Annotated in this window: 14 protein-coding genes; 10 read left to right on the forward strand and 4 right to left on the reverse strand. The window is 54.1% G+C overall.

The window, feature by feature from the left end; translation table 11 throughout:
• The first annotated feature begins 84 nt into the window (after positions 1–84).
• From CA54_RS20640 to CA54_RS20680, 9 genes are all read left to right on the forward strand, one after another.
• Positions 85–2991, forward strand: coding sequence for a hybrid sensor histidine kinase/response regulator (locus CA54_RS20640; RefSeq protein WP_146372875.1), 2907 nt, complete (start codon positions 85–87; stop codon positions 2989–2991).
• A 232-nt stretch (positions 2992–3223) separates the two neighbouring features.
• Entirely contained in the window at positions 3224–4990 is a 1767-nt protein-coding gene (locus CA54_RS20645) for a hypothetical protein (protein ID WP_146372876.1), read from the forward strand.
• Between the two features lie 554 nt (positions 4991–5544).
• Positions 5545–6198 carry a hypothetical protein gene (locus tag CA54_RS20650; RefSeq protein WP_146372877.1) on the forward strand — a complete coding sequence of 218 codons (654 nt, stop codon included), beginning with the start codon at positions 5545–5547 and terminating at the stop codon, positions 6196–6198.
• Positions 6199–6814: 616 nt separating this feature from the next.
• A complete protein-coding gene (locus CA54_RS20655) occupies positions 6815–7654 on the forward strand; it encodes a PAC2 family protein (protein ID WP_146372878.1) in 840 nt (279 codons plus the stop codon).
• Between the two features lie 57 nt (positions 7655–7711).
• Complete coding sequence (locus CA54_RS20660; RefSeq protein ID WP_146372879.1) at positions 7712–9055, forward strand: sulfatase family protein; 1344 nt, start codon at positions 7712–7714, stop codon at positions 9053–9055.
• An 87-nt stretch (positions 9056–9142) separates the two neighbouring features.
• Positions 9143–10798: a PQQ-binding-like beta-propeller repeat protein gene (locus CA54_RS20665; protein ID WP_146372880.1), complete on the forward strand. Its 1656-nt coding sequence runs from the start codon at positions 9143–9145 to the stop codon at positions 10796–10798.
• Positions 10799–11056: 258 nt separating this feature from the next.
• Positions 11057–11941 (forward strand): MlaE family ABC transporter permease, encoded by an 885-nt coding sequence (locus tag CA54_RS20670; protein WP_146372881.1) that lies wholly within the window; start codon positions 11057–11059, stop codon positions 11939–11941.
• Between the two features lie 7 nt (positions 11942–11948).
• Entirely contained in the window at positions 11949–12749 is an 801-nt protein-coding gene (locus tag CA54_RS20675) for an ABC transporter ATP-binding protein (RefSeq protein WP_146372882.1), read from the forward strand.
• 90 nt (positions 12750–12839) lie between these two features.
• Positions 12840–13901 (forward strand): MlaD family protein, encoded by a 1062-nt coding sequence (locus CA54_RS20680; protein WP_146372883.1) that lies wholly within the window; start codon positions 12840–12842, stop codon positions 13899–13901.
• A 782-nt stretch (positions 13902–14683) separates the two neighbouring features.
• On the opposite strand, the gene CA54_RS20685 is transcribed toward CA54_RS20680, so the two are convergent.
• Together CA54_RS20685 and CA54_RS20690 are read right to left on the reverse strand one after the other, a co-directional pair.
• The gene (locus CA54_RS20685; RefSeq protein WP_146372884.1) at positions 14684–15016 is read right to left on the reverse strand and encodes a PEGA domain-containing protein; all 333 of its coding nucleotides are present in this window, start codon (positions 15014–15016) and stop codon (positions 14684–14686) included.
• Between the two features lie 342 nt (positions 15017–15358).
• Positions 15359–17389, reverse strand: coding sequence for an alpha/beta hydrolase family protein (locus CA54_RS20690; protein ID WP_146372885.1), 2031 nt, complete (start codon positions 17387–17389; stop codon positions 15359–15361).
• 387 nt (positions 17390–17776) lie between these two features.
• Here CA54_RS20690 and CA54_RS20695 point away from each other — a divergent pair, with 387 nt between their 5' ends.
• Positions 17777–18733 carry a metallophosphoesterase family protein gene (locus CA54_RS20695; RefSeq protein ID WP_146372886.1) on the forward strand — a complete coding sequence of 319 codons (957 nt, stop codon included), beginning with the start codon at positions 17777–17779 and terminating at the stop codon, positions 18731–18733.
• On the opposite strand, the gene CA54_RS20700 is transcribed toward CA54_RS20695, so the two are convergent.
• Together CA54_RS20700 and CA54_RS20705 are read right to left on the reverse strand one after the other, a co-directional pair.
• Positions 18712–21366: a DUF4132 domain-containing protein gene (locus tag CA54_RS20700; protein WP_146372887.1), complete on the reverse strand. Its 2655-nt coding sequence runs from the start codon at positions 21364–21366 to the stop codon at positions 18712–18714. The genes CA54_RS20695 and CA54_RS20700 overlap by 22 nt on opposite strands.
• A gap of 24 nt (positions 21367–21390) precedes the next feature.
• Complete coding sequence (locus CA54_RS20705; RefSeq protein WP_146372888.1) at positions 21391–21789, reverse strand: hypothetical protein; 399 nt, start codon at positions 21787–21789, stop codon at positions 21391–21393.
• Positions 21790–21959 lie beyond the last annotated feature (170 nt).

Below are 21959 nucleotides of genomic sequence, written 5' to 3' on the forward strand. Positions count from 1 at the left end.
GGTGGCTGAGGGCATTGTGTGGATACAATGATAGGGGAACCGCCGTTTCTCTGAAATTCGGCCCAACTGACAACAGGTAGGCACATGGACAACGACACTCAATCCTCGCATGTGCATGGCGAGGACCTTCCGGAACGTGCGGCATTGTTGGCAAAATTGCTGGCTTCGACCAATGACTTGGTTTGGTGTACCGATCTTGCCGGTGATCAATTGTTGTACCTCAACGGCGCAGCTGAGCGGATTTACGGACGTCCGTTGGCTGATTTTGTTGCGAACTCCCGTTTGTGGCTGGAACTGGTCCATCCCGAGGACCGAGAAAGAGTCAACAATAATCTGCGGGTACTGCCGAAGCAGCGACAGATCGAACAGGAATATCGTATCGTGCGGCCCGATGGGAGTATCCGTTGGCTGCGAGACTGCGTCACAGTGATCGACGACGATGCCGGAGTCCCTTCTCGCATTGGCGGAATCGCGACCGATGTCACGCGTCAAAAGCGAGCAGAAGAAGATCTCTCGCAGTCCAACTCCCAAATGCAATCCGAAGTCGCCGAGCGCAAGCAGGCCGAAGATGCGCTCAAGGGCTCCGAGGGGCTGTATCATTCACTCGTTGACAATTTGCCGATTTATGTGACGCGGACCGATCTGCAGGGACGGATCACTTTCGTGAACAACAATTATTGCGAATTGGTCGAGATGACTCCTGAGGAGTTATTGGGACGGACCAACCGCGACCTGCATCCCGATGAATATGCTGAAAAATATCGGCACGATGAACTCCGTGTGATCGAAACCGGCGAAGTCTTTATCGATGTCGAAGAGAACCGGCGGGGCGATGAAGTCCGTTATTACGAAGTCCGCAAATCTCCCGTACGCGACAAGAGCGGCAACGTGGTGCAGGTGCAGGCGGTGTTCTGGGATGTGACGGAGCGACATGAATCCGAAGTCCGCCGCAAACAGGCTGAAGAGGCGATGCGGGAAGCCAAGGAAGCTGCCGAGTCGGCCAACCGTGCCAAAAGCGAATTCCTGGCCAATATGAGCCACGAGATCCGTACACCGATGAATGCGATCATCGGTATGACGGAATTGGTGTTGGATGGACAGCTCAATGTCGCACATCGGGAATCGTTACAAATTGTCCGCGAATCGTCCGAGTCATTGCTGTCGATCATCAATGACATCCTCGATTTTTCCAAGATCGAAGCACAAAAGCTGGAACTCATTGACGCTGAGTTTGACCTGCACGAAAGTCTCGGGGATGCGATGAAGTCGATCGCCATGCGAGCTCACGGCAAAAACATTGAGTTGGCGTTCCATATCGATCGCGATGTGCCCAATTTTCTACTGGGGGACGTCGGACGATTGCGACAAATCGCGGTGAACCTAGTCGGCAATGCCATTAAATTTACGACTGAGGGGGAAGTCGTATTAAACGTCAGTTGTGATTCGCGGGACGACAAAGATGTCGTACTGCATTTCCAAGTCAAAGATACCGGCATTGGTATTGCCGCGGACAAGCAAAACCACATTTTCGACGCGTTCGAGCAGGCCGATTCCTCCTCAACCCGACAATTCGGTGGTACCGGCTTGGGATTAGCGATATCGTCGCGGCTCGTCGGTTTGATGGACGGGCGTATTTGGGTGGAAAGCGAGTTGGATCATGGGAGCACGTTTCATTTCACCTCTCGGTTTGAGGAAGTGACGGAACCGGCAAAACGAACCGTTGCGTTGCCCCCCGAAGCACTCGAAGGCCTGCGCGTGTTAATCGTCGACGACAATGCAACCAATCGCCTCATCCTCGAAGAATTGGTGAGTCATTGGGGCATGCAACCGCTTGTCGCTTCGGCCGGAGAAGAAGCCCTACAAATGTTGCGTCGTTCCGATGACGACGGCGCCCCCATATCTTTGATCCTGACTGACATCCATATGCCGCACATGGATGGGTACGAATTTGTGCGGCGGGCGAAACAGTTGCCTCCATTTCGAGACGTGACGGTGATTGCTTTGACCTCCGGCGACCGCGCTTCGGATGAGTTTCCGACCCAGGAAATCGGAATCGCCATACAGTTGAGCAAACCGGTCAAACGACAAGAGTTGATGCAGGCGATCCTTGTGGAATTGGCACTCGTTCCTCAAGAGACGACCGCCGGTTCGGCAACCTCCATTTCGGAAATGGCCAATATTCGCCCATTGCGAATTCTGTTGGCCGAGGACAGTTATGCCAACCAAAAACTGGCGATCGGACTTTTGAAAAAGTGGAAGCACACCATCACCATTGCCAACAACGGTCGAGAGGCGCTGGACGCCTTTCAGCGTGATCCGTTTGACCTAGTGCTGATGGACGTGCAGATGCCTGTGATGGATGGATTTGAAGCAACGGGGGCTATTCGCGAAATCGAGAAAAATAAGAAAGCGTCCCATCAGCCCCAAACTCGGACACCCATCGTGGCGATGACGGCGCATGCGATGAAAGGGGACCGCGAAAAATGTCTCGCCGTCGGCATGGACGGCTATGTTGCCAAACCAATCCGCATTCCATTGTTGTACGAAGCGATCGCTGAGTTTTTTGAGGAACCAACCGATAGTGCTGCAGCGACAACCAACGACGGAGCGAACGGCGATTCGCAAGACAGCATCTCCGGTTGCATTGATTGGGCGGTCGCACTGGACGCGGTCCAAGGCGATCACGACTTGTTGCGCGAAGTTGCTTCGGCATCGGTGGAGGAATGCAAAGCTTTGATGACCAAACTTGAGCAAGCAGTGCAGTTACAAGATGCGACGGCTACGGGCCGCGCAGCGCATACTGTGAAAGGGTTGCTAAGGATGTTCCCGTCGAAACCGGCCGCGCAGATCGTTCAAGAGATTGAAGACAACGCGCATCAAGGCGAATGGAATGGCCTGGAATCATCCTGTGAATCACTCAAAGAGCAATTGATAAAACTCGGGGCTGAAATCAGCGAGTTCGTCAAAAACGGCACGCTCCCAGGCCAGTAGCATTTGAGATACGCAGCCAAACATGCACTTCAGAGAGTTCGAATTGGCCCGGCAAACAACGCATTTGTCTCAAAAGTCGATCAGCGCCGACCCGATCTTGCGTTGACTTTGCAATATCGATACTCTGCGACCCCTCTCATCCCCCGACCAGCTAGGGACGGCTGCGTTTGGGCGTGAGTCCCGACTGGCAATTTGCCATCGGAGGTCCCCTGTTTTGCAAGGATGCTAAGCGATGCGGCACCGTTTTGCCTATTCATTGCTGCTACTCTCATTGTTCGCCGCAACAGAAGGCTGCCGGTCCGCCGGTTCCCCTTTAACGGCGAACCCCTTCGGCGCTGAAGAGAAGGTAGCCGAATCTTCCCCCTCCGAAAGTCGGTTCATGTCGGCGTTTCGTAAATCGCGTCAGGGCGCGACGACCGCCAAGACGGAACAGCACGATCCCAATTTAACAACCACGGAACCCACGTCCGAATCGATGGCCGCTGGTCCAACTTCGGGATTTGATACAGAGACCGAGGCACTAATCGAACGGAAACTTGCATCGGCCACGCCAGAGCAAAAAGCCCGCATGCGCCGCGACTTGCAGGGTGTTCCTCCCCATTTGATCCCGCAAATCCTCAACGCTTTCCACTTAGGCCAACAACTCGAACAAGAAACAGCATACGGCCTTAACGATCAAAAGCCATCGTCCGATCGATTGCGTTCCCTCGATGCAAATCAACAATATAGCGCAAACGTTCCTCCGCAGAGCCGTTTCGCGCCGCAACAACCGGCCGTTGATGCGGGCCATTCGCAGTATGGGTCGACCCAACCTCCGCGAGGATTTCCCGGTGACCCGCATGGCATTGTGCAAGCCGGTCATGCCGAACAGGGCCGGGGCAATCAGGTTGTGAACCATCAGGCGGACTGGAATGGCGGCCAAACCTCGGCCCCCGGCCAATCTGCGATGCGGATCGGCGATTATCAACCGCCCGGCCAATATGGCGGCATCACACAAGCAGGAAATACGACTCCGCCGCGTTCATCAGATCCAGCCGACAATTTGCCGACCTACTACCAACCAGGACAACCGCAACCGGGACAAATGCCGGTCGGCTCGCTGAAACCGGGTGAGTTTGACAACACTCGTAATTCGCCCAACGGCCAATACGCCGCACAACCGGGACAGGTTCAACAAACCAATGTCACCATGGCCAACACCGCGCCGCTGACGCTGCAATCCCCCGAGGACCAGGCACGTGCCGTGATGACATGGCGGACACACTTGGGGCAATCGATTGGCATGGCGGAACAAGAAGTCGCGCAGTTGCGTCCCGGCATGAACAATGATTCGCCGGCGAGTCGCGATTTTGTTGAGAACAACGTCTATCTGCGAATGCTGTACTTAATGTCGGATCAACCCGCGCAACAAGCCCGGGCTTGGGAGCCGATTCCCGGCATCGATCCGGCACAGCAAGAGTTCTGGCAATACACGTTGTACGGCATGTCGAACTATTTCGATCGCAACCCACAACTTGTCGGGCCGGAACGGTATAGCGAAGCAGTCAAATCCTTCACGCGTGCGACCAACAAACTGAGCAGCTTGGCGAATTTAGAAATCGGTGACATCGCGTTGTGTAGCAGCGTGACGAACTTTGGAAACTACAAGCGAATCGAGCCGGAGGAATTCAGTCCGGGACAGCAAGTGGTGTTGTATGCCGAGATCCGTAACTTCTCCACACGCTTAACAGACGAGAACCTGTACCTGACAACGTTGGCGCCGACGATTGAGTTTTTGATTCCCGGCAATGGTCCCATGAGTGGCCGCGCCGTACAAAACGCGATCGAAATGCAGCCGACGGAGGATCTGTGTAAATATCCCCGCCGCGACTTTTTCATCGCATCGCTCTTTTCAATTCCTCGTGATTTGGCGCAAGGTCGTTACGTCCTCAAGCTGACCGTAACCGATAAACTTGGCCAAAAATTCGCCGAGTCGACGTTGAACTTCAAGGTGAAATAGCGCGGCTGTCCCCGCGTCTCACCAATCAGTGCTCAGCGCGGGCTGTCTGCGACAAATTCTAGGTATAAACGCCTACAATTCAGGAAGCCTTGCCAACAATTCCAGCCGTCCCACAAAATATTAATTCTGGGACCGCCGAAATGTCGCGCCGTAACAGCCTTCCAGACAGTTAGTTACGAATTCTTCTCGAAGCGACACTATTGGTTGGCACACCATATGCTCTATCTGATCTCAGAACCGTTGACGCCCCGCTGCTGACGACCGTGAGTACGAACCGGCATAGACTGGCAGCGAATTTTGGTCACGGAAGATCTTTGCAATCTGCAAGCACAGCGTGAAAGGAACGCGCACACATGAGCACGATGAGCATGATTTCCAGTAACTACAGATCGACTGTCCCGCACGGTTTTGCAAACCCTCCCGTGACGAGTATACCCCCAACAATTTCACGTGATCGAAATTCGTATGTACGAAACTCAGACACGGAACAGGTCTGGCACCGCGGACGCGTCCCGGCTGGTTTTTGGGACGTCGCGGAAAATCGAAAATCCTACATGCAATGGTTAGGACGCAAACTCGGCTTTCACGTCCCGCATGATTGGTATGCATTGACCAAACGTAATTTTGATGAAAACCACGGCGCTGGCCTCTTGGCCTTGAAATACAACGCCTCACCATTGGCTGCGTTGCAAGAGTTTCTACCACACGTCCATTGGAAAGAATGGTTGTTCAAAAGCGCTCCGCAGGGATTTTGGAAAAGCCCTGGGAATCGCCGCCGCTATATGCGGTGGTTAGCGCGGGAGTTGGACATCCGCCAAACTGAAGACTGGTATCGAGTGAGCAAATGCGATTTTCATTCGCATAACGGCGGCGGGTTTTTGTCGAACGTACATCACGATTCCCCCATCGCCGCTGTGCGTGAATTTGAATCGGCATACCCTTGGAAGGAATGGCTGTTTCTCAGTGTCCCCAAAAACTTTTGGCGACGCCCCGACAATCGCTTTGCCTTCATGAACTGGCTGGGCGAAAAACTGCAACTGACATCGCAACAGGCTTGGAAAACCGTTTCCAAACAAGACTTCTACGTAAATGGCGGAGGAGGGCTGTTGGCTAACTATTACGGAGATTCCCCCGCTAATGCGGTTCAGGAATACCTCGAAGCCCAAGAGCAAAAGCCGTCTAGTTTACGTCCGACGGTTGCCGCTTAAGGCCGCCGAAAGGCTCGGCGACAATCAATTTGTATGTGACCCCACCTGTCGTTATTGCTACTATTTATTTGCCGCCCCCCACCTTAGCGGGCCAACGTTTTTGCAATGCTTGGATGATTCGACATGGATCACTTCGGCCCCTATGCCGGGTATTCAGTGAGAGCATACCAATATTGCTTAGGTGACACTGTCGGCACTTTAACTATGGCTTAATGACAACGTTTGCGACTGCTGCGTGTGCAATTCCGTATCCCATTGCGCACGTCTTGCCAGAAGCGCACTAACTGGTGGTGCGCTTCTGGCACTGTCGTATCCTCACTCTAAATAAATGCGCGGTCGCTGCGCGTTTACTCCGGGAACGTCACGAAAACCCTCCCAGGCGACCACGAATCGCCCCACGGCTTCCAGTAGGGACTGGACGAGCAGGCGTTCATTGCCCGACACGCAGACCCTGGCTGGAACGCGCCGCACATTCTCGCGATTTCCGCGCGGAACTCTAAGTGTCCGATGTCGCGAATTTGGATACGATTCTACCGTCACCGTGAATCATGTTGGATTATCGACGGATTTCACGGCGCGTGTTGTCCGGGAGGCATGTCTCCATTAAAATCGTGACATGAATGACAATCCCCTTGATCTGATCCGCTACCACGGTCACGCCCAATTACAAGACGCAACGCTGTTGCTCGCTTTTTCGGGGTGGATGGATGGCGGCGACGTTTCCACTGGAACGGTCCGACGACTGGTGACGGTCCTCAACGCCACGCCGCTGGCAGAAATTGATCCGGATCCGTTTTACATTCAAAACGTACCCGGACCGATGGAGATCGCCGCACTATTCCGGCCGCATATTGAATACGAAGATGGTTTAATCAAGCAGATCCAAATGCCTGAGAACCAGTTTTCCGTCGATGCCACCTCGAACTTGGTGCTATTCGTCGGGAAGGAACCGCACATGCGCTGGCGAACGTTTCGTGATTGCCTGTTCGCCGTCTGTGCGGAGTTGGGCATCAAAAAAATTCTGTTCGTTGGCTCCTTCGGCGGCGGAGTGCCGCATACCCGCGAACCGCGACTGCATGTCTCGTGCTCGCATGCCGACATGCTGCCGGCGATGGAGAAATATGGCGTGCATCGCACAACGTACTCCGGTCCGGGTTCGTTTGTGAGTTATCTGTTGTCACAAGCCGATGCCGCTGACTTGCGCATGACCTCGCTGGTCGCCGAAATCCCCGGCTACTTAACCGGTGCCAATCCCGCGAGCATTCTCGCGGTGACGCGGCGTCTGGCGACAATCCTGGGGATCTCGCCCAACCTCGATGAGCTGCGCGGCGCCAGCACCGAGTGGGAAATGCAAGTCTCGACCGCGGTCGAACAAGATGGCGAACTCGCCGAAAACGTCCGCCAACTCGAAGAAGAATACGACAATCAACTCCTATTGCAGGACGAAGAAACGTAACGCTGGCAGCACCAAAACCGAACCACGGCCGTTGCGAACACGAAGAGGAACACTACGATGCGATTGATGCTCGGTGGACTGCTGTTGTTGATGTGTAGCAGCGTGGCTTATGCCGAGGAGCGTCCCAATTTCATCGTCTTCATCGCCGACGACATGGCTTGGGATGATTGCGGCGCCTACGGGCATCCACACATCCGCACGCCGAACATCGATAATTTGGCACGCGACGGTCTGCGCTTCGACAACGCGTTTTTAACCTGCAGCTCCTGCAGCCCCAGCCGATGCAGCATCCTCACCGGTCGCTATCCGCACAACACCGGAGCGTCGGAATTGCATCAACCGTTGCCCGCCGATCAAATCACCGTCGCCCGCCGCTTAAAAGAAGCGGGGTATTACACAGCTTCCGCCGGCAAATGGCATCTGGGTCCGTCGGAGAAAAAGAACTTTGACCGCATCCACAATGGGCGAGAAAAGGTCTGGATGCAAGCGATTGAGCAGCGGCCCCTGGATCAACCTTTTTTCCTCTGGATGGCTTTTTTCGATCCGCACCGTCCCTACCAAGAAGGGACCATCGACGAGCCACACAAACCGAGTGACACGGTCGTCCCACCCTACCTGCCTGATGTCCCGGAGACCCGTCGCGACCTGGCGATGTACTATGACGAAATTACCCGCATGGACGGCGTGATCGGCGACGTGTTGGAGGAACTGGATAAACAGGGAGCGGCCGACAATACGGTAGTTGTCTTTCTCAGCGACAATGGACGCCCCTTTCCCCGCGGCAAAACCACGGTCTACGACAGCGGCATCAAGACTCCCTGGATCGTGCGTTGGCCAAAGCAGATTACCGCCGGCGGTTCGACAGATGCCTTGATCAGTTCGATCGACCTCTCTTCGACATTGTTGGAATTGGCTGGGCTGGATGGGGGGCCGACGTTTCAAGGGAAAAGTTTTTCAGCAGTACTGTCCGATCCCAATGCGGAAATTCAAGATGCGGTGTTCGCTGAACACAATTGGCACGATTTCAACGCCCACAGCCGCGCGATCCGCACAGCGCAATATAAATTCATCGATAATTCATACACCGACCTGCCGGGCACGCCGCCTGCCGATGCGGTTCGCGGTGAAACCTACCAAGCGATGTTGAAATTACGCGAGGAAGGAAAATTGACTGCTAACCAGCAACAATGCTTCACGCTGCCGCGCCCGGCTGAAGGACTGTACGACCTGCAAAACGACCCTTACGAGCTGCAAAATTTGGTCAGCGATCCGCGATTTGCCGCAGTCCGCGACCAACTCCGCGCAAAGCTGAGTCAGTGGAAGCAGCAGACCGACGACAGTGTTCCAAAAACACGTCGTCCGCCCAAGTTCGATCGCGAAAGCGGCGAGCGCCTGCAATAACCAGCGGCGGGGCTTTTCATTTTCTGCCGCGGCGCTAGAATGCGGTGCAGGGCAACAGGATAATTCGATCGGGGAAACGGAGTCATCATGGACCAGACTGATGGGAACGCAGCGGATTCCGGAAGTGCGCCCGTAGCCGGCGAACATTCCGTCGAAGCCGCTCAAACGGAAGTCGTCAATGTCCCCGGACGCCCGAAAGGATTTCGTTGGTGGCCGGCGGTTGCGATTTTGGGAATTGCTGCGGTCGTCGAATCGATTCTCTGGTGGTCGATGTCGGAAAACCGTCCCAACCAGTCGGTTTCGATGTGGCTGACGTCGATGACCGTTTCCTTTTTGTTGCTCATGTGGTGGATGTTCGCCAGTCGACTACGCTGGCGCACGCGATTTGCCGGATTGGGTGTGGTGATCTTATTGGGCATTGCAGCGCGGTACTCCGTTCGTGTCGAGGAATACTCCGGCGCGGTGTTTCCCATGTTGGCATTTCGCTGGACCCCCACCGCCGAAGAGATTGCCGCTGAATATCGAAAAACACATTCCGAAGTCGGCCAGGACGAGAAAAGCGTCCCTATCGAAGAATTGGTCCCGGCGGAAGGCGACGTGACCATCTTTCGCGGAGCGGACCGCACCGGCCACATCGTCGATGCCGGCATTCGCACGAATTGGGACGAACAACCTCCCCGTGAAATCTGGCGGCATCCCGTTGGCCTCGCTTGGTCCTCATTTATTGTCGTTGACGGACTGGCGTTCACGCAGGAGCAACGCGAAGAAGAGGAAACGGTCGTTTGCTACAGTGCCGAAACCGGGGATGAGATTTGGGCACACACCGACCCCGTGCGTTTTTCAGAAGTGCTGGGCAGCGACGGCCCGCGGGCCACGCCAACCTACTTTGATGGCAAGATCTATACTCAAGGCGCGACCGGCATTTTGAATTGCCTCGACGCACGGACCGGCGAGGTGATTTGGTCGACGAACATTCTCGAAGACGCCGGTGCAAAGGTCTTGTCCTGGGGCATGTCCGGTTCGCCATTGGTCTATGATGACGTAGTGGTGGTTAATGCCGGCGGCGATGACGCGGGCCTAATCGCCTATCACCGACTAACAGGGGACCGCGTTTGGTCGGCCGGAAATGGGCCAGCTTCCTACAGTTCGCCGCGATTGGCCGACATTCAAGGAGAGCGTCAGCTTCTGATTTTTGCCGGCAACGGTTTGTCAGGACATGATCCGGCGACGGGTGAGGAATTGTGGAATTTCCCTTGGACAACGGGACCTAAGGTCAATGCGGTTCTGCCGTATCCTTTGGATGAGTCGCAAATATTGATTTCGACCGGCTATGGATTGGGAGCGGCGCTGCTGGAGGTAAAACACGAAGGCCACCAGTGGTCAGCAGAGCAGGTTTGGAAATCGATTCGCCTCAAAGCCAAATTCAACGAGTTCGTGGTCAAAGATGACTACGTTTACGGTTTGGATGAGGGGATCCTGACCTGTTTGGATCTCAATACAGGCAAACGCGTCTGGAAAGCGGGACGCTACGGATACGGACAAATCCTGCTCGTCGATGATCTCCTGCTCATCATCACTGAATCGGGTGAAGTCTTGCTCGTCAAAGCAGAGCCGAAAAAGAGCCAACCACTGGCCCGCTTCCAAGCAATCGAAGGCAAGACCTGGAATCATGCGACCTTGGTCCGTGGCCGGTTATACGTCCGAAATGCCCGCGAAGCCGCTTGTTACGACATCTCAAAATAACGTGTCCCGTCGGACAGTGATTTCACGGGGGATGCGTTATTCTATCGCGCAAAAGCTCCCAGTCGCTCCCCTCTCAAATGAGAATTCTAAGCGTCTACGGTCTGTAGATTGCCCTCGCCTCATCTGGTGAAAGCGGTTATCCTCCCGCCCGAGTTACACCTCCTCATCTCATTCCGATTCACAGAGACAACCGCTCCGCGCAACGTGCGCCGGCAGGCGGTATGTGCCAATAGCCTCTGACACAAGGAAACCCATCCCATGGCGTCCGTCGCAGACCCGCTCCCCCGGATCGGACCGATACATGTCATCGGGAAGATCACGTTGGTGATCCTGGAAAACGTGGGAGATGTGACGATCTTCTTTACGAAGATCCTCTATTGGATGACAACGCGGCTGCCACGGAAACGCGTCTTGCTGCCGAGCTTGTATCAAACCGGCGTACTGAGTTTGCCAGTGGTGATCGTGACCGGCGTCTTCATCGGCATGGTACTGGCCATACAGACCTACGACCAGTTTCGCCTGATGCACATGGAAACCAAGCTCGGCGCAATTATCAATATTTCACTGGTCAAAGAACTCGGTCCGGTCTTGGCGGCCACGATGCTCGCCGGACGTGTAGGCAGCGCCCTTGCTGCTGAGTTGGGCACGATGCGGGTGACCGAACAAATCGACGCGCTTTCAGCCATGGGCGCTAACCCGGTGAACTACTTGGTTGTGCCGCGGTTTTTGGCCTGCTTTACCTTGATCCCGCTGCTGACCATTGTGGCCGATGCAACCGGCATTTTAGGCGGCTGGTTTTTGAGCAGCTATGTGTTGGATATCAACAGCCACCATTATTGGCATCATGCGATCAGTTATGTCGGGCCGTACGACTTGTTTTGCGGCATGTTTAAGAGCACATTTTTCGGGGCGGCGATCGCTGTGGTTGCCTGTCATCGAGGTTTTAATTGTACCGCCGGTGCCGAAGGGGTCGGCCGTGCGGCGACGGAGGCGTTTGTCTTTTCCTTCGTCTTGATCTTAGTCCTGGACTTTGCACTCGGTGCGTTTTTGCAGGCACTTTATTACACGCTTTGGCCCTCCTATGGCGGCGGTGTGGTACTGGAATTCGATCTGATCAATTCGTGGACTCAATTCGTTTCATAAGCAGCCCATGACTCGCGAAAGTCCTATTTTAGAACTGCGCAGCGCATCGAAGCAATTCGGTGATCAGCCCGTGCTGCGCGATGTCAATCTGACGGTCAGTCGCGGCGAAACGTTGGTCGTGATTGGTGAAAGCGGTTGCGGCAAGAGCGTGACCATGAAACTGTTGATCGGTCTCTTGGATCCCACATCAGGCGAAGCGCTGTTTGAGGACCGTCCACTCAGTGAGCGATCGGAGCGCGAACTGTCTTATGAACGGCAACGCTTTGGTTACTTATTTCAAGGGGCGGCGCTGTTTGACAGTTTGAGCGTTTTTGAAAACATCGCCTTTCCGTTGCGGCAAAACACGGCGCTGACCGAAGAAAAAATCCGCACGATTGTCGAGGAACGGGTCCTGGAGGTTGGGCTTCCGACCTCGGTCTGCGAAAAGAAACCGGCCCATCTTTCCGGCGGGATGAAAAAACGTGTCGGCCTCGCACGGGCACTAGCATTGGTGCCCGAGATCATGATGTACGACGAACCGACGACCGGTTTGGATCCGATCATGAGCGACGTGATCAACAACCTCATACTGCAGACCCGCGTACGCCGACCCGTGACGAGTATTGTTGTCACGCATGATATGAACACCGTCCGCAAGGTGGCGGACCGCGTGGTGATGTTTTATCCGCTGCCACGATTGGGAGCGGATGAGTCACAGATCATTTTTGAAGGAACTGCCGAGGAGGCGTTTGCCTCATCCGATTCACGGGTGGCGCAGTTTGTTCACGGTGAAGCAGGTGAGCGGATGCGGGAACTGTCCGTTGCCTGACCAGCAAAGATTATTGCGATCGAAATCGAAACAAACGGATCACACAATTCCGTCAGATCGCTTTGAATACAGCAGTAGGATGACTGAGAGATGACAGAGCGGCAATTACAATTTCGCGTCGGATTGTTCGTCGTCACAGCATTGGTTGTGGCGACGGCGTTGATGTTTACATTCGGCGAGATGCGACGGCTCTTTCAAAAGTCCTACACACTGGCCGTCCGTTTTGACGACGCACCCGGCGTTCAAGAATTGACCCCCGTCCGTAAAAACGGCATCACCATCGGGCAAGTCGGGTCCGTGACCTTCGATGAAAAACGTGGCGGCGTAACCGTGACGATCGAGGTCAATGAACAATACAGATTGCGTCGTGACAGCCAAGCACGGCTGACGCAATCGCTCTTGGGTGACGCGAGTATCGAATTTACACCTGGCAAAAGCCCGCAATACTATAAACCCGGCGACGTCCTGGTCGGCGAACCGGCCGTCGATGTGATGAAAATCGTTGAGCGGCTCGAGGAGACCATGGGCAAGACCATGGAGTCCTTTGAAGCAACAAGCGCCGAGTGGAGAAAAGTGGGCGAAAACGTCAACAACCTTGTCGATACCAATCGAGGCAACATCGAAACGGTTGTGGAGCGCGCCGCTGAATCGTTGCATGAATTCACTATCACGCTCAACAACGCCAATCAGATTGTCGGGAATCCCGAAAATCAACGAAACATCGAACGCGCCGTCGCTGCTCTCCCAACGATGGTCGAAGAAACGCGCGACGCCATCGCTGCCGTGAAAATGGCAGTCGGCAGGGCGGATGAAAATCTTGAGAACCTGTCCCACGTCACTAGGCCGCTGGCCCTACGCAGCCACAAAATTGTGATGAGCCTCGACAGTTCGGTCGTTAAGTTGGATAAGTTGATGACCGAATTAAACCAGTTTTCCCAAATGGCGAATTCCGAAGATGGCTCGCTCAAGAAATTCGTTGCTGATCCGGAACTGTATGATAACTTGAATCACACAGCGAAATTGATGAGCGTGATGCTCCGCAACCTAGAGCCGGCCATGCGCGACCTAAGAGTCTTCGCCGACAAAATCGCCCGGCATCCGGAAAAGATCGGCCTCGGCGGAGCACTCAAAGGCAGCTCCGGCCTGAAATAAAATGGTCCTCGCCTGAATTTCGCCTCTGGGGAAGAACTGGAGGCTGAGGACGTTTTCGTATGAATTGACATTGTTCCTTGGTGAGAACGGTGCCATACTTTCAGTGACTTGTTGCTATGAATACCGCTTCCCCCTTGGTTGATATCCAAAACGGGAGCCGTACCTTATTATCAGCATTTCAATCAATTTAAAAACACGCCCTAAAGCGCAATGTTCTCTCTGCATCGATAAACAGAAACGGCCTGGTGGAGTAAAGGGAATGAATGGCCTCGTTATCTTCCTCGTCGTCTTTTTCGTTTTCATGCTTGTCTGGAATTTTATTGGGTGGCTGATTGTCATCGTTCATGGGGGCAACTCAATAGAATCACATTTCTTATCAGTGTTCGGACCATTCGCGTATTTCTTCGTTCGTAGACGTTGATAAAGATTCGGTCGACACACTGGAGGTTACTCCGAAAGTCCCGTTTTCATGCAAACGGACCTTGGACGTAGAGCTAACCACATCCAATCCCGAATCACTTCTCAACTCCGATGATCAGCTCGCTCGTGATGGCAGAGGCCACTTGATCGGCAGCGTAAACGGTGGTCAATGGAGAGGCCCTTGAGTTATTTCGAGGGATGCCCCGATTGAGCTAATCGGAACAGTCATCGTAAATGCGTCGTGACGCTCTATTTCTGTACACGACGATTGATACCTAATGCTGGCGTTGCATTAGAATTGTCCCCGCGAGTCGACGCGCCGCACCGTGGGGTCCAAGGGCTGAAGAGGATTCGTCGAGAGGTTACTCGGGAATCTGAGCGGCGTTGCGGAGTTCCCAGCCGCGGTTCAGAATGTCATCCTGCGGTTCAATCCTCAGCGGTTCGAGTTGGTAGTTGAACTCGTGCCGGTTGTTGATCTTTGCTGGACTTAAGTTATCGGCGAAGAATTCAAACGGCAGGTATTGGTACCAAGGTTTGCGAACCGGCTGGAATACGGTGGCCGTCTCATAACCATCTTTGACCAAAGTGATTTCGCGCGTCCCGTAATACGTGAAATCAGTCGATACGGGCGTAAAGCCGATTTCCTTATCTTCCAAAAACACGCGGGCACCCGGCGGGTTGCTACGGATTGTCATCCGTCGATGTACACATCCGCTCAACACACAAGTGAGCAGCAATGCACACGTCAAGCAAGCCAACGGTCGTATCGGGGGAGAACTAGGCACGGTCGCCAAGATGTATGAGAAGCTAAGTGATCTGAGAGAGGATAGATCCCCGGACCGGGAATCGGTGCGGAAACATCCGCGGCGGATTCTAGCCGGATGCCCCAAACCTGCCAAGAGGTTTCACGCCCAGAATTGGCCCACACGTTTTAAGACGGAAAGATTTTAGTGTGATTTGACGGCGGCGGGGACAGGATACCCATCTCAATTGATCATGCCCCAAATGCGACCGCCGCCTCCGCCCCAACCGTGATACTAGCGGAACGGGTCGAATTGGATTCCCAGTTCCGCATAAAACGCTTTCAAGTCCACCAGTTCACTGCGAACGCGCTCACTCGGTTTAACAAATCTGACCGTATTGGGAGCAACCAGGGCGGCGAGTTGTTTGATGTCGTGCTCAAGGAGCAGGCCGAAACAAAACAACTCCGGTGATTCGGTGACTTGCCGGTTTTCCTCGACGACTTGTTGCAAGCTGCCGAGTGAATCATGGAGTTCGACACCACTGATAACCGAGTCGTTCAATGCAGCTGCTGCCAAGGCAACCACGCTTGTGCGATGTCCCACTGCAACCACTTTGACGCGGCGGACGTTGTCCTTAGCGGCCGTCCAACGTGCCACGGCGGCAACTTGCGACGCTTGAATTCCCAACGGTCTCTCCCCGACCGCTGAGACCAACAGCGCAAACAGATAGTCGCGATTTTTGATTTTCGATTCCCCAAAGAAAAATGGATCCACCGCAATCACACGGTTGTTCGCCGCTAACAGTTCCTCCACTTGCGGCGTCAATGAGCCGCGTCCTGCATCGCCGATGATAATCACCGTGCGTTGAGGCGTCCCGCGCACCAATTCCACTGCTGGAACGGTCCAAGCGTCGCCGATTTTGAACTGCCAAAAAGTGCCTTGTGTTGCGGCGACTTCCTGCTGCCCCACCGCTTCGGCCTGAACATCATACTTGGGAAACCGCAGGACTTGTCGCAGCCGTGCCCGCTTGGTCCGTTGCCATCCGGCAGCCGCCCCTGCAGAAGTGGGCAGTACGCTATCACGGGGAAGGGATTGCATTTCGGCGACGGCCAGTGCATGCAAATTCAGATTGTTGTCCGGTAGCGGGACCATCAACTCATCGGCCGATAACACTTCGTCTTCACAGGGAATTTCGTCGGCATCGTAGGCTGCATCATCCGGATAAAAATGCCGACCGAGAAACGCATACAACTGCTGCCGGTTGTCTAATTCATAATTATGCGTGCCGGGGTCGGTGTTGATGTGTGATTGCAGATTGTCAGGTTTACCATACAATTTGAAAATCGGTTCCGCTGCCTGCACGAGCGGCGGCAAGGCGTATCCCGCGCGGAAACAGCAATTGTCCTGATCGTTGTAGGTCAAAAGGGTCGGCCGCGGTGCCCGCATGGCGGTCAGCACCGAATAGTCCGCCGTCACCGCCAAGTCGACGGGAGTTTGCTCCGAGTCCCCCAGGTCCGACAGATAGCGCGCGCGGGTATGAAAACTCGAATACCCCGCGACAGGATCCGCCAAGGTCACCCGCTCATCGAGCGCGCTGATTTGAATCGTTTGACAACCACCCCCGGAAAGCCCCGTCACAGCCACCCGCTCAGGATCCGCATGCTCGTGCGACAAAAGAACGTCCAAAGCCCGTTTCATCGACAAATAAAACGCGCCATATCCACTGGTGCCGCACAGGTCGATTTGATTGAGCCGGTAATGCACGAAATTGTCGGTCCGCAACTGTCCCATGCCAAACCATTCGACATTCAATGCAATCATGCCCCGCTTGGCTTGGTTGATGCAGCGGATTTGTTTGTACGGTGCCGCTTTGCCATTGCCATCATGCCCGTTGACATTCATTATCACCGGCACGCGGCCTTCCAGGTTATCCGGCAGGTAGAGCAGGGCAGGGATCCACAGCCCCGGGACTGCCTCGTAGCGGAGTTTGCGTATCGAATATCCCGGCTCACCGTCGATCGTGTCGAAGTACTCCACTCCTAACTCCGCATCGCGCCACTGTGCGGCGCTACCCCGATAGATCACCTCCGCAAACGTCGCCTGCCGTTGCCGCTGAACGAACGCTTCCCACTCGGCGATTGTTTCCACCTCCGGCATGGGCATCACCCGCGCATCCGTGAATTCCATCACTTCGTCCTGGCTCAGCTCGGCGCCAATGATCGGTTTTGTCAACAGCGACTGCAGGCCAGGTTCATCCTCAGCCATCGCCGCACGGCTCAAAAGGATCAAACAAACCGAGAGAAATGTCGTATATCGAAGTACCATCACCACAACCTCATTCAGTGTCTCTACAGAAGGAATTCATCAAAGCGGTGTGTGCGCCCCCAAATCACCCCACACAGCCGAGTATAACCCGTTGCCTAGGCCATCGTCACGCAGGAACCGACTCCCGAGTGCGACAATCGCGGGAATTCTGTTTACACTGAAGGGACAGTTCGAAGGTCGAGAAGCCCGTGTACAACAATGCGTTATCGTGTCCAAGGTCGACGAGAGACATGCGTCAGCGTGCCGACCATGCTTCCAGTAATAAAAAAATGCATTGCCGTGTTATAGTAGGGAAATTGCTCGTCCGACCTAGAAAGTTGCGTTGAGACACACGCAACCGGCTTGGAACAGACAATACCTCATTCCGCGTCCCGAAGGACTTTATTCATGAATCGACGTGAATTACTGCAATCCCTGGCTGTGGGATCTGGAGCGGCTTTATTATCTTCTGGAATTGGCACACCGTTGTTGGCGGCCGATTCATCGATGCCCCGCAAGCGGACCGCGCGGTTAGCGCACCTGACCGATATCCACCTCAACGAAAAACGCTCCGCTGCGGACGGCCTGACCAAAGCGCTGCGGCATGTGCAGGCGCTCGATGATCCTCCCGAATTGCTCATCAACGGCGGCGACGCGATTTACGACGGACTGGCGGTCGACCGCAGCCACTTAGAAAGTCAATGGGCGCTGTGGAAGAACACCTGGAAAGCCGAGTGCGCGCTGCCGGTCAAACATTGCTTGGGCAATCACGATGTCTGGGGTTGGGACAAGCCCGGGAGCAAAACAACCGGCAACGAACCAGGCTGGGGCAAGCAGTACAGTCTGGATCAACTGGGACTAGAGCGAGGTTATTATGGTTTCAACGTTGGCGGTTGGCGAATATTGGTACTCGATTCCATGACCGCTGATAACGAGACCGTCTACCGCGGCGAATTGGATGCGGCTCAATTCGCGTGGTTGAAAAACGAACTGACCACCACGCCCGCCACCACCCCCATCGCAATCATCTCACACATTCCGATCGTCACGGTGGGCGGCTTGGAATTTCAAGAGCACGTCAAACAAGACCCCCGCAAACGCCGCATGTTGTCGCACCAAGACGCAACAGCCTTGGTGCACCTGTTCCGCAAGCATACCAACATCAAACTCTGCCTCAGCGGGCATACACATTTGACCGAGCGGATTTCGTTTTCAGGCATCGACTTCGTCAACAGCGGCGCCGTCTGCGGGTTGTGGTGGAAAGGAGACCATTACCATACCGACGAGGGCTACAACGTGATCGACCTGTACGACGATGGGACGTTTGGGACGGAATACAAGAGCTACGGCTGGACGGTGGGTTGATGGTTGATTTGGCTGAGGATTGTTGCATCCTTGATCTTAGTATCTTCGGCAAGCAAGAAGGCTTTGCTGAGGATGATTGACAGTGTGCGGTCGCCCTCGAACGGCAAAAAGACAGCATCGGCTCCTTTGTGGACCGATTGTCCGGGCACGATGCACAAATACGCGTCATTCGGCTCCATGAGGATGTTTCCCGAACCGAGGTGGATTTTGTAGGTCCGTTTGTCCCCTCGTACGATCAGAAAGCGATCCGAGAACGTACAACGCTCGGCAATTTTCAATCGGGGCACAAGCCGCTCTAAAATCGCTTTTCGCGTCTGGGCGGTATTTCCCAGATCGCCGAAAGAATAGCTGGTCCAATAATCCCGATATCGACCTTCGGGGCCACCGTCGCTCCAATTCGGATCGTTCCCCGCACTGGCGACGCCCACAAACAGATCGACGTCACGCAGCAATTCTGAAAATGCGAGGGGAGGAATTTCTTCTAGGGCTAGGGGATGATTTTCCTCTTCATCAGGGCCGGTAGAAGAATAGTCCCCATCGCCAACCTGCGCCCAATTCAGTGCTGCTTCATCTCGGTAAAAACGAACCTGGTCGGTCGTGAGATATAAATACGTGCCGGTCTCGTTCGAATCCACGCCATACTCTTCGCCGGCTCCTTCGACCCAAAACTCAGCCCGTAGATTCCAGTTGGGCAAGACCATGTGTGCCGGCGGATAAGTGGCGTCGACCATCAGCCGTAACGAATTTTTCCAGCCGCGCGCGGCACAAAGCGCATTGAACTGATGCTGTTTCAAAACATGACCGGCGAAACGATTGGAATAGACGCCCGTGTTTCTCTCGGCATCGGTCAGCAGGTAGACCTCTCGGTGCGCCTGTTTAAACGGTTGTTGGACTTCGTGTTCCAGCAGCCATTCACGCCAAGCAATGATATCGTCGATCGACTCATCCAAGGGATGCCACAGCGTCACAGTCGTATCGTCGGCCAAGTCCTCCAGCGGTGCGTTATCGTTGTGCACGAAACAGCCGTCGCAATAAAATGCCGAGACCTTTTTACCACCCGTTTCGAATGACCAAATCAGCCGCCGCGCTAATGTCCCGACCAAGGGATGCTCAAGATACTGCGCCCGCCATTGGGGAAGCTCCCAACTTCGCTGCTGCAAATAGACCTGTTCGATCCGCGCGGCTTGGACGGGGACCATCTTTTCAATATCTTTGGCGGCCAGTTTCAGTTCCTTAAGCTCGTCGCCAAAGTCCCGTTTCACCGCCGCTGGAACACTCTTTTGCGATTTGCCGTCCGGTTTGATCCAGCGAATTTCCGGTTTGCTCCCGTGCACGGTCAATTCGGCCGTTAATTCGCCGAGTTCCTGGCGGAGGACTCCTACGTAGGTCAAACCGTAGGTAGGAACAGCGATCTCTTCGATTTCGTCGCGGGATATTTCTTTACGCTTGGCTGCAGCAGCAAGGGCCGTATCGATTTCGCGCTGAGCGGCTTTAGAATTGAGACGCGATTTCAGCACTGCCAGTTGTCCAACGGCATTCATACAGGGGATTTCGCCAAGTGCGTATATACATGCGTTTCCGACCTTCAGGGCCCGTGCGCCTTTGTGCCGGACTTTCTTAAAGGCACTGATCGCCAGAGGAGTGAGTGCGCGAATGATTTCTATATCGTTACTAAAAACACAACAGCGAACCAAGCCCTTAAGGATATCCTGATGTGAGTCAAGAATCAAAAAATCAGGGTTCGGTTGGAAGCGGAACCGCGTACTTTTGGGTTGTGTGCGCGGTTTGCTTACTAGCGGAAGCCAGCGCAACATAAACCGCTTGAAGACATCGGGATCAACTTGATCGTAACTGACTTTGGCATGCTTGATCCAACCCGCGTGCGTACCTTCGGATGAACATTCACAACAATCAAGCAGTTTTAGCCAATTCTTTTTTTCCGAGGTCTCCAACTTTTCCAAGTCGGCAATGGCAATGTCAGACCAAGCCTCACCCGGTTTGATCATGCACAGCGGTACAGCGCCAACCAGTGACTCCAATTGCCTCGCATATTTCTTCGAATCGGAATACTTGGTTGTTTTTCGCAGCAATACGGAAGTTTCAGTAACCAACTTGACTAATTCTTCGTCGAGGTCAGAGGTCTTTGTATAATCAGCAAGACGTTTGACAAACAATCCGGGAAGATTCATCGCACTAATATGCGACCAAGGGGCAAGCCGATTCACGCAACCACAAAGACCATAAACATCATCTCGAACTAGCGGCATTTTACGGCGCAACAAGAACGAAAGACCTGCGCGAATTGTATCGCCACATTCGACATCCAGTCGCTTGGGTAATTCTCGATACCGTTGCTTCCAATCAGGAAGTCTGTGCAGTTTTCTGATCCACTCACTTTGTTGCAGCAGCGCTCGAACTAAGCAGACCTTTTCAGTCGTAATCAACTTACCGATGCGTTTACCAACCGCGTTGTACGTGATGTCAGTTGGTTCGTGGATATACCGGAAATAATTTGTGTTTTCGCTTTCTCGGACAAATTGAGAAACCAGCTGATGCGCGTCAAACAACGGATCGCCCTCTGAGACAGGATTCTGCCGCAGAACATCATCATAAAATTCACGGTAATAGCTCATTGGATTTGTGCCATCGGCGATTTCCTAACCACCCACCAACAACGTCAGCCGCAAAAACGTCACCACCGTTTGCGGGCCGACCTCGATCTCTTCTTCCAGCGATTCCGTCTGCCTATCGTCAACCAAGATTAGTATCTGGTTCCGCTCAAAACCCTCCAGCGCCTGTTCAAACTGTTTCTTCCAGTCGATCTGACGCCGCTTTTTCATCTGAAAGCCATTGAGAGTCCGCTCCGAATCGGTCGGTTGGACCAGTCCGTTGAATTCCGTTTGGTATTGCTTCGCGTTATGGTCTTTGACCTCTTGAAAAACGCGGCTGCGGATCAGTTCGCGGACTGTGATGTGTTCGGTGAGGCAATCGAGTGAAAACTCGTTGACAGCCCCACCGCCAAGTTCCTCGTCCCGAATCGTAATCGTCTGCGTCATGACCATTTCCCTCAAAGAGAATCGAGCGTGGGAGGAATGAGCGTCTACTGCGTCAGTCTAAACAATCCAATGCGCGAGTCAACAAAAATCTTGTGCGGACCCGACGTGGTGATCAGGATGACCGAATGGTATGCTTGAAAACAACCGAATCTGCGTGAAGTTTAAGCCAC

Origin of the sequence: Symmachiella macrocystis (assembly GCF_007860075.1) — a bacterium.
Taxonomy (GTDB): Bacteria; Planctomycetota; Planctomycetia; order Planctomycetales; family Planctomycetaceae; genus Symmachiella; species Symmachiella macrocystis.

Bases quoted from the DNA above. Each gene is read 5' to 3' on its own strand.
- CA54_RS20675 (WP_146372882.1), top strand. From the start codon at position 11,949: ATGACTCGCGAAAGTCCTATTTTAGAACTGCGCAGCGCATCGAAGCAA.
- CA54_RS20640 (WP_146372875.1), top strand. From the start codon at position 85: ATGGACAACGACACTCAATCCTCGCATGTGCATGGCGAGGACCTTCCG.
- CA54_RS20700 (WP_146372887.1), bottom strand. From the start codon at position 21,366: ATGAGCTATTACCGTGAATTTTATGATGATGTTCTGCGGCAGAATCCT.
- CA54_RS20680 (WP_146372883.1), top strand. From the start codon at position 12,840: ATGACAGAGCGGCAATTACAATTTCGCGTCGGATTGTTCGTCGTCACA.
- CA54_RS20650 (WP_146372877.1), top strand. From the start codon at position 5,545: ATGCAATGGTTAGGACGCAAACTCGGCTTTCACGTCCCGCATGATTGG.
- CA54_RS20645 (WP_146372876.1), top strand. From the start codon at position 3,224: ATGCGGCACCGTTTTGCCTATTCATTGCTGCTACTCTCATTGTTCGCC.
- CA54_RS20695 (WP_146372886.1), top strand. From the start codon at position 17,777: ATGAATCGACGTGAATTACTGCAATCCCTGGCTGTGGGATCTGGAGCG.
- CA54_RS20705 (WP_146372888.1), bottom strand. From the start codon at position 21,789: ATGACGCAGACGATTACGATTCGGGACGAGGAACTTGGCGGTGGGGCT.
- CA54_RS20665 (WP_146372880.1), top strand. From the start codon at position 9,143: ATGGACCAGACTGATGGGAACGCAGCGGATTCCGGAAGTGCGCCCGTA.
- CA54_RS20670 (WP_146372881.1), top strand. From the start codon at position 11,057: ATGGCGTCCGTCGCAGACCCGCTCCCCCGGATCGGACCGATACATGTC.
- CA54_RS20660 (WP_146372879.1), top strand. From the start codon at position 7,712: ATGCGATTGATGCTCGGTGGACTGCTGTTGTTGATGTGTAGCAGCGTG.
- CA54_RS20690 (WP_146372885.1), bottom strand. From the start codon at position 17,389: ATGGTACTTCGATATACGACATTTCTCTCGGTTTGTTTGATCCTTTTG.
- CA54_RS20685 (WP_146372884.1), bottom strand. From the start codon at position 15,016: ATGACAATCCGTAGCAACCCGCCGGGTGCCCGCGTGTTTTTGGAAGAT.
- CA54_RS20655 (WP_146372878.1), top strand. From the start codon at position 6,815: ATGAATGACAATCCCCTTGATCTGATCCGCTACCACGGTCACGCCCAA.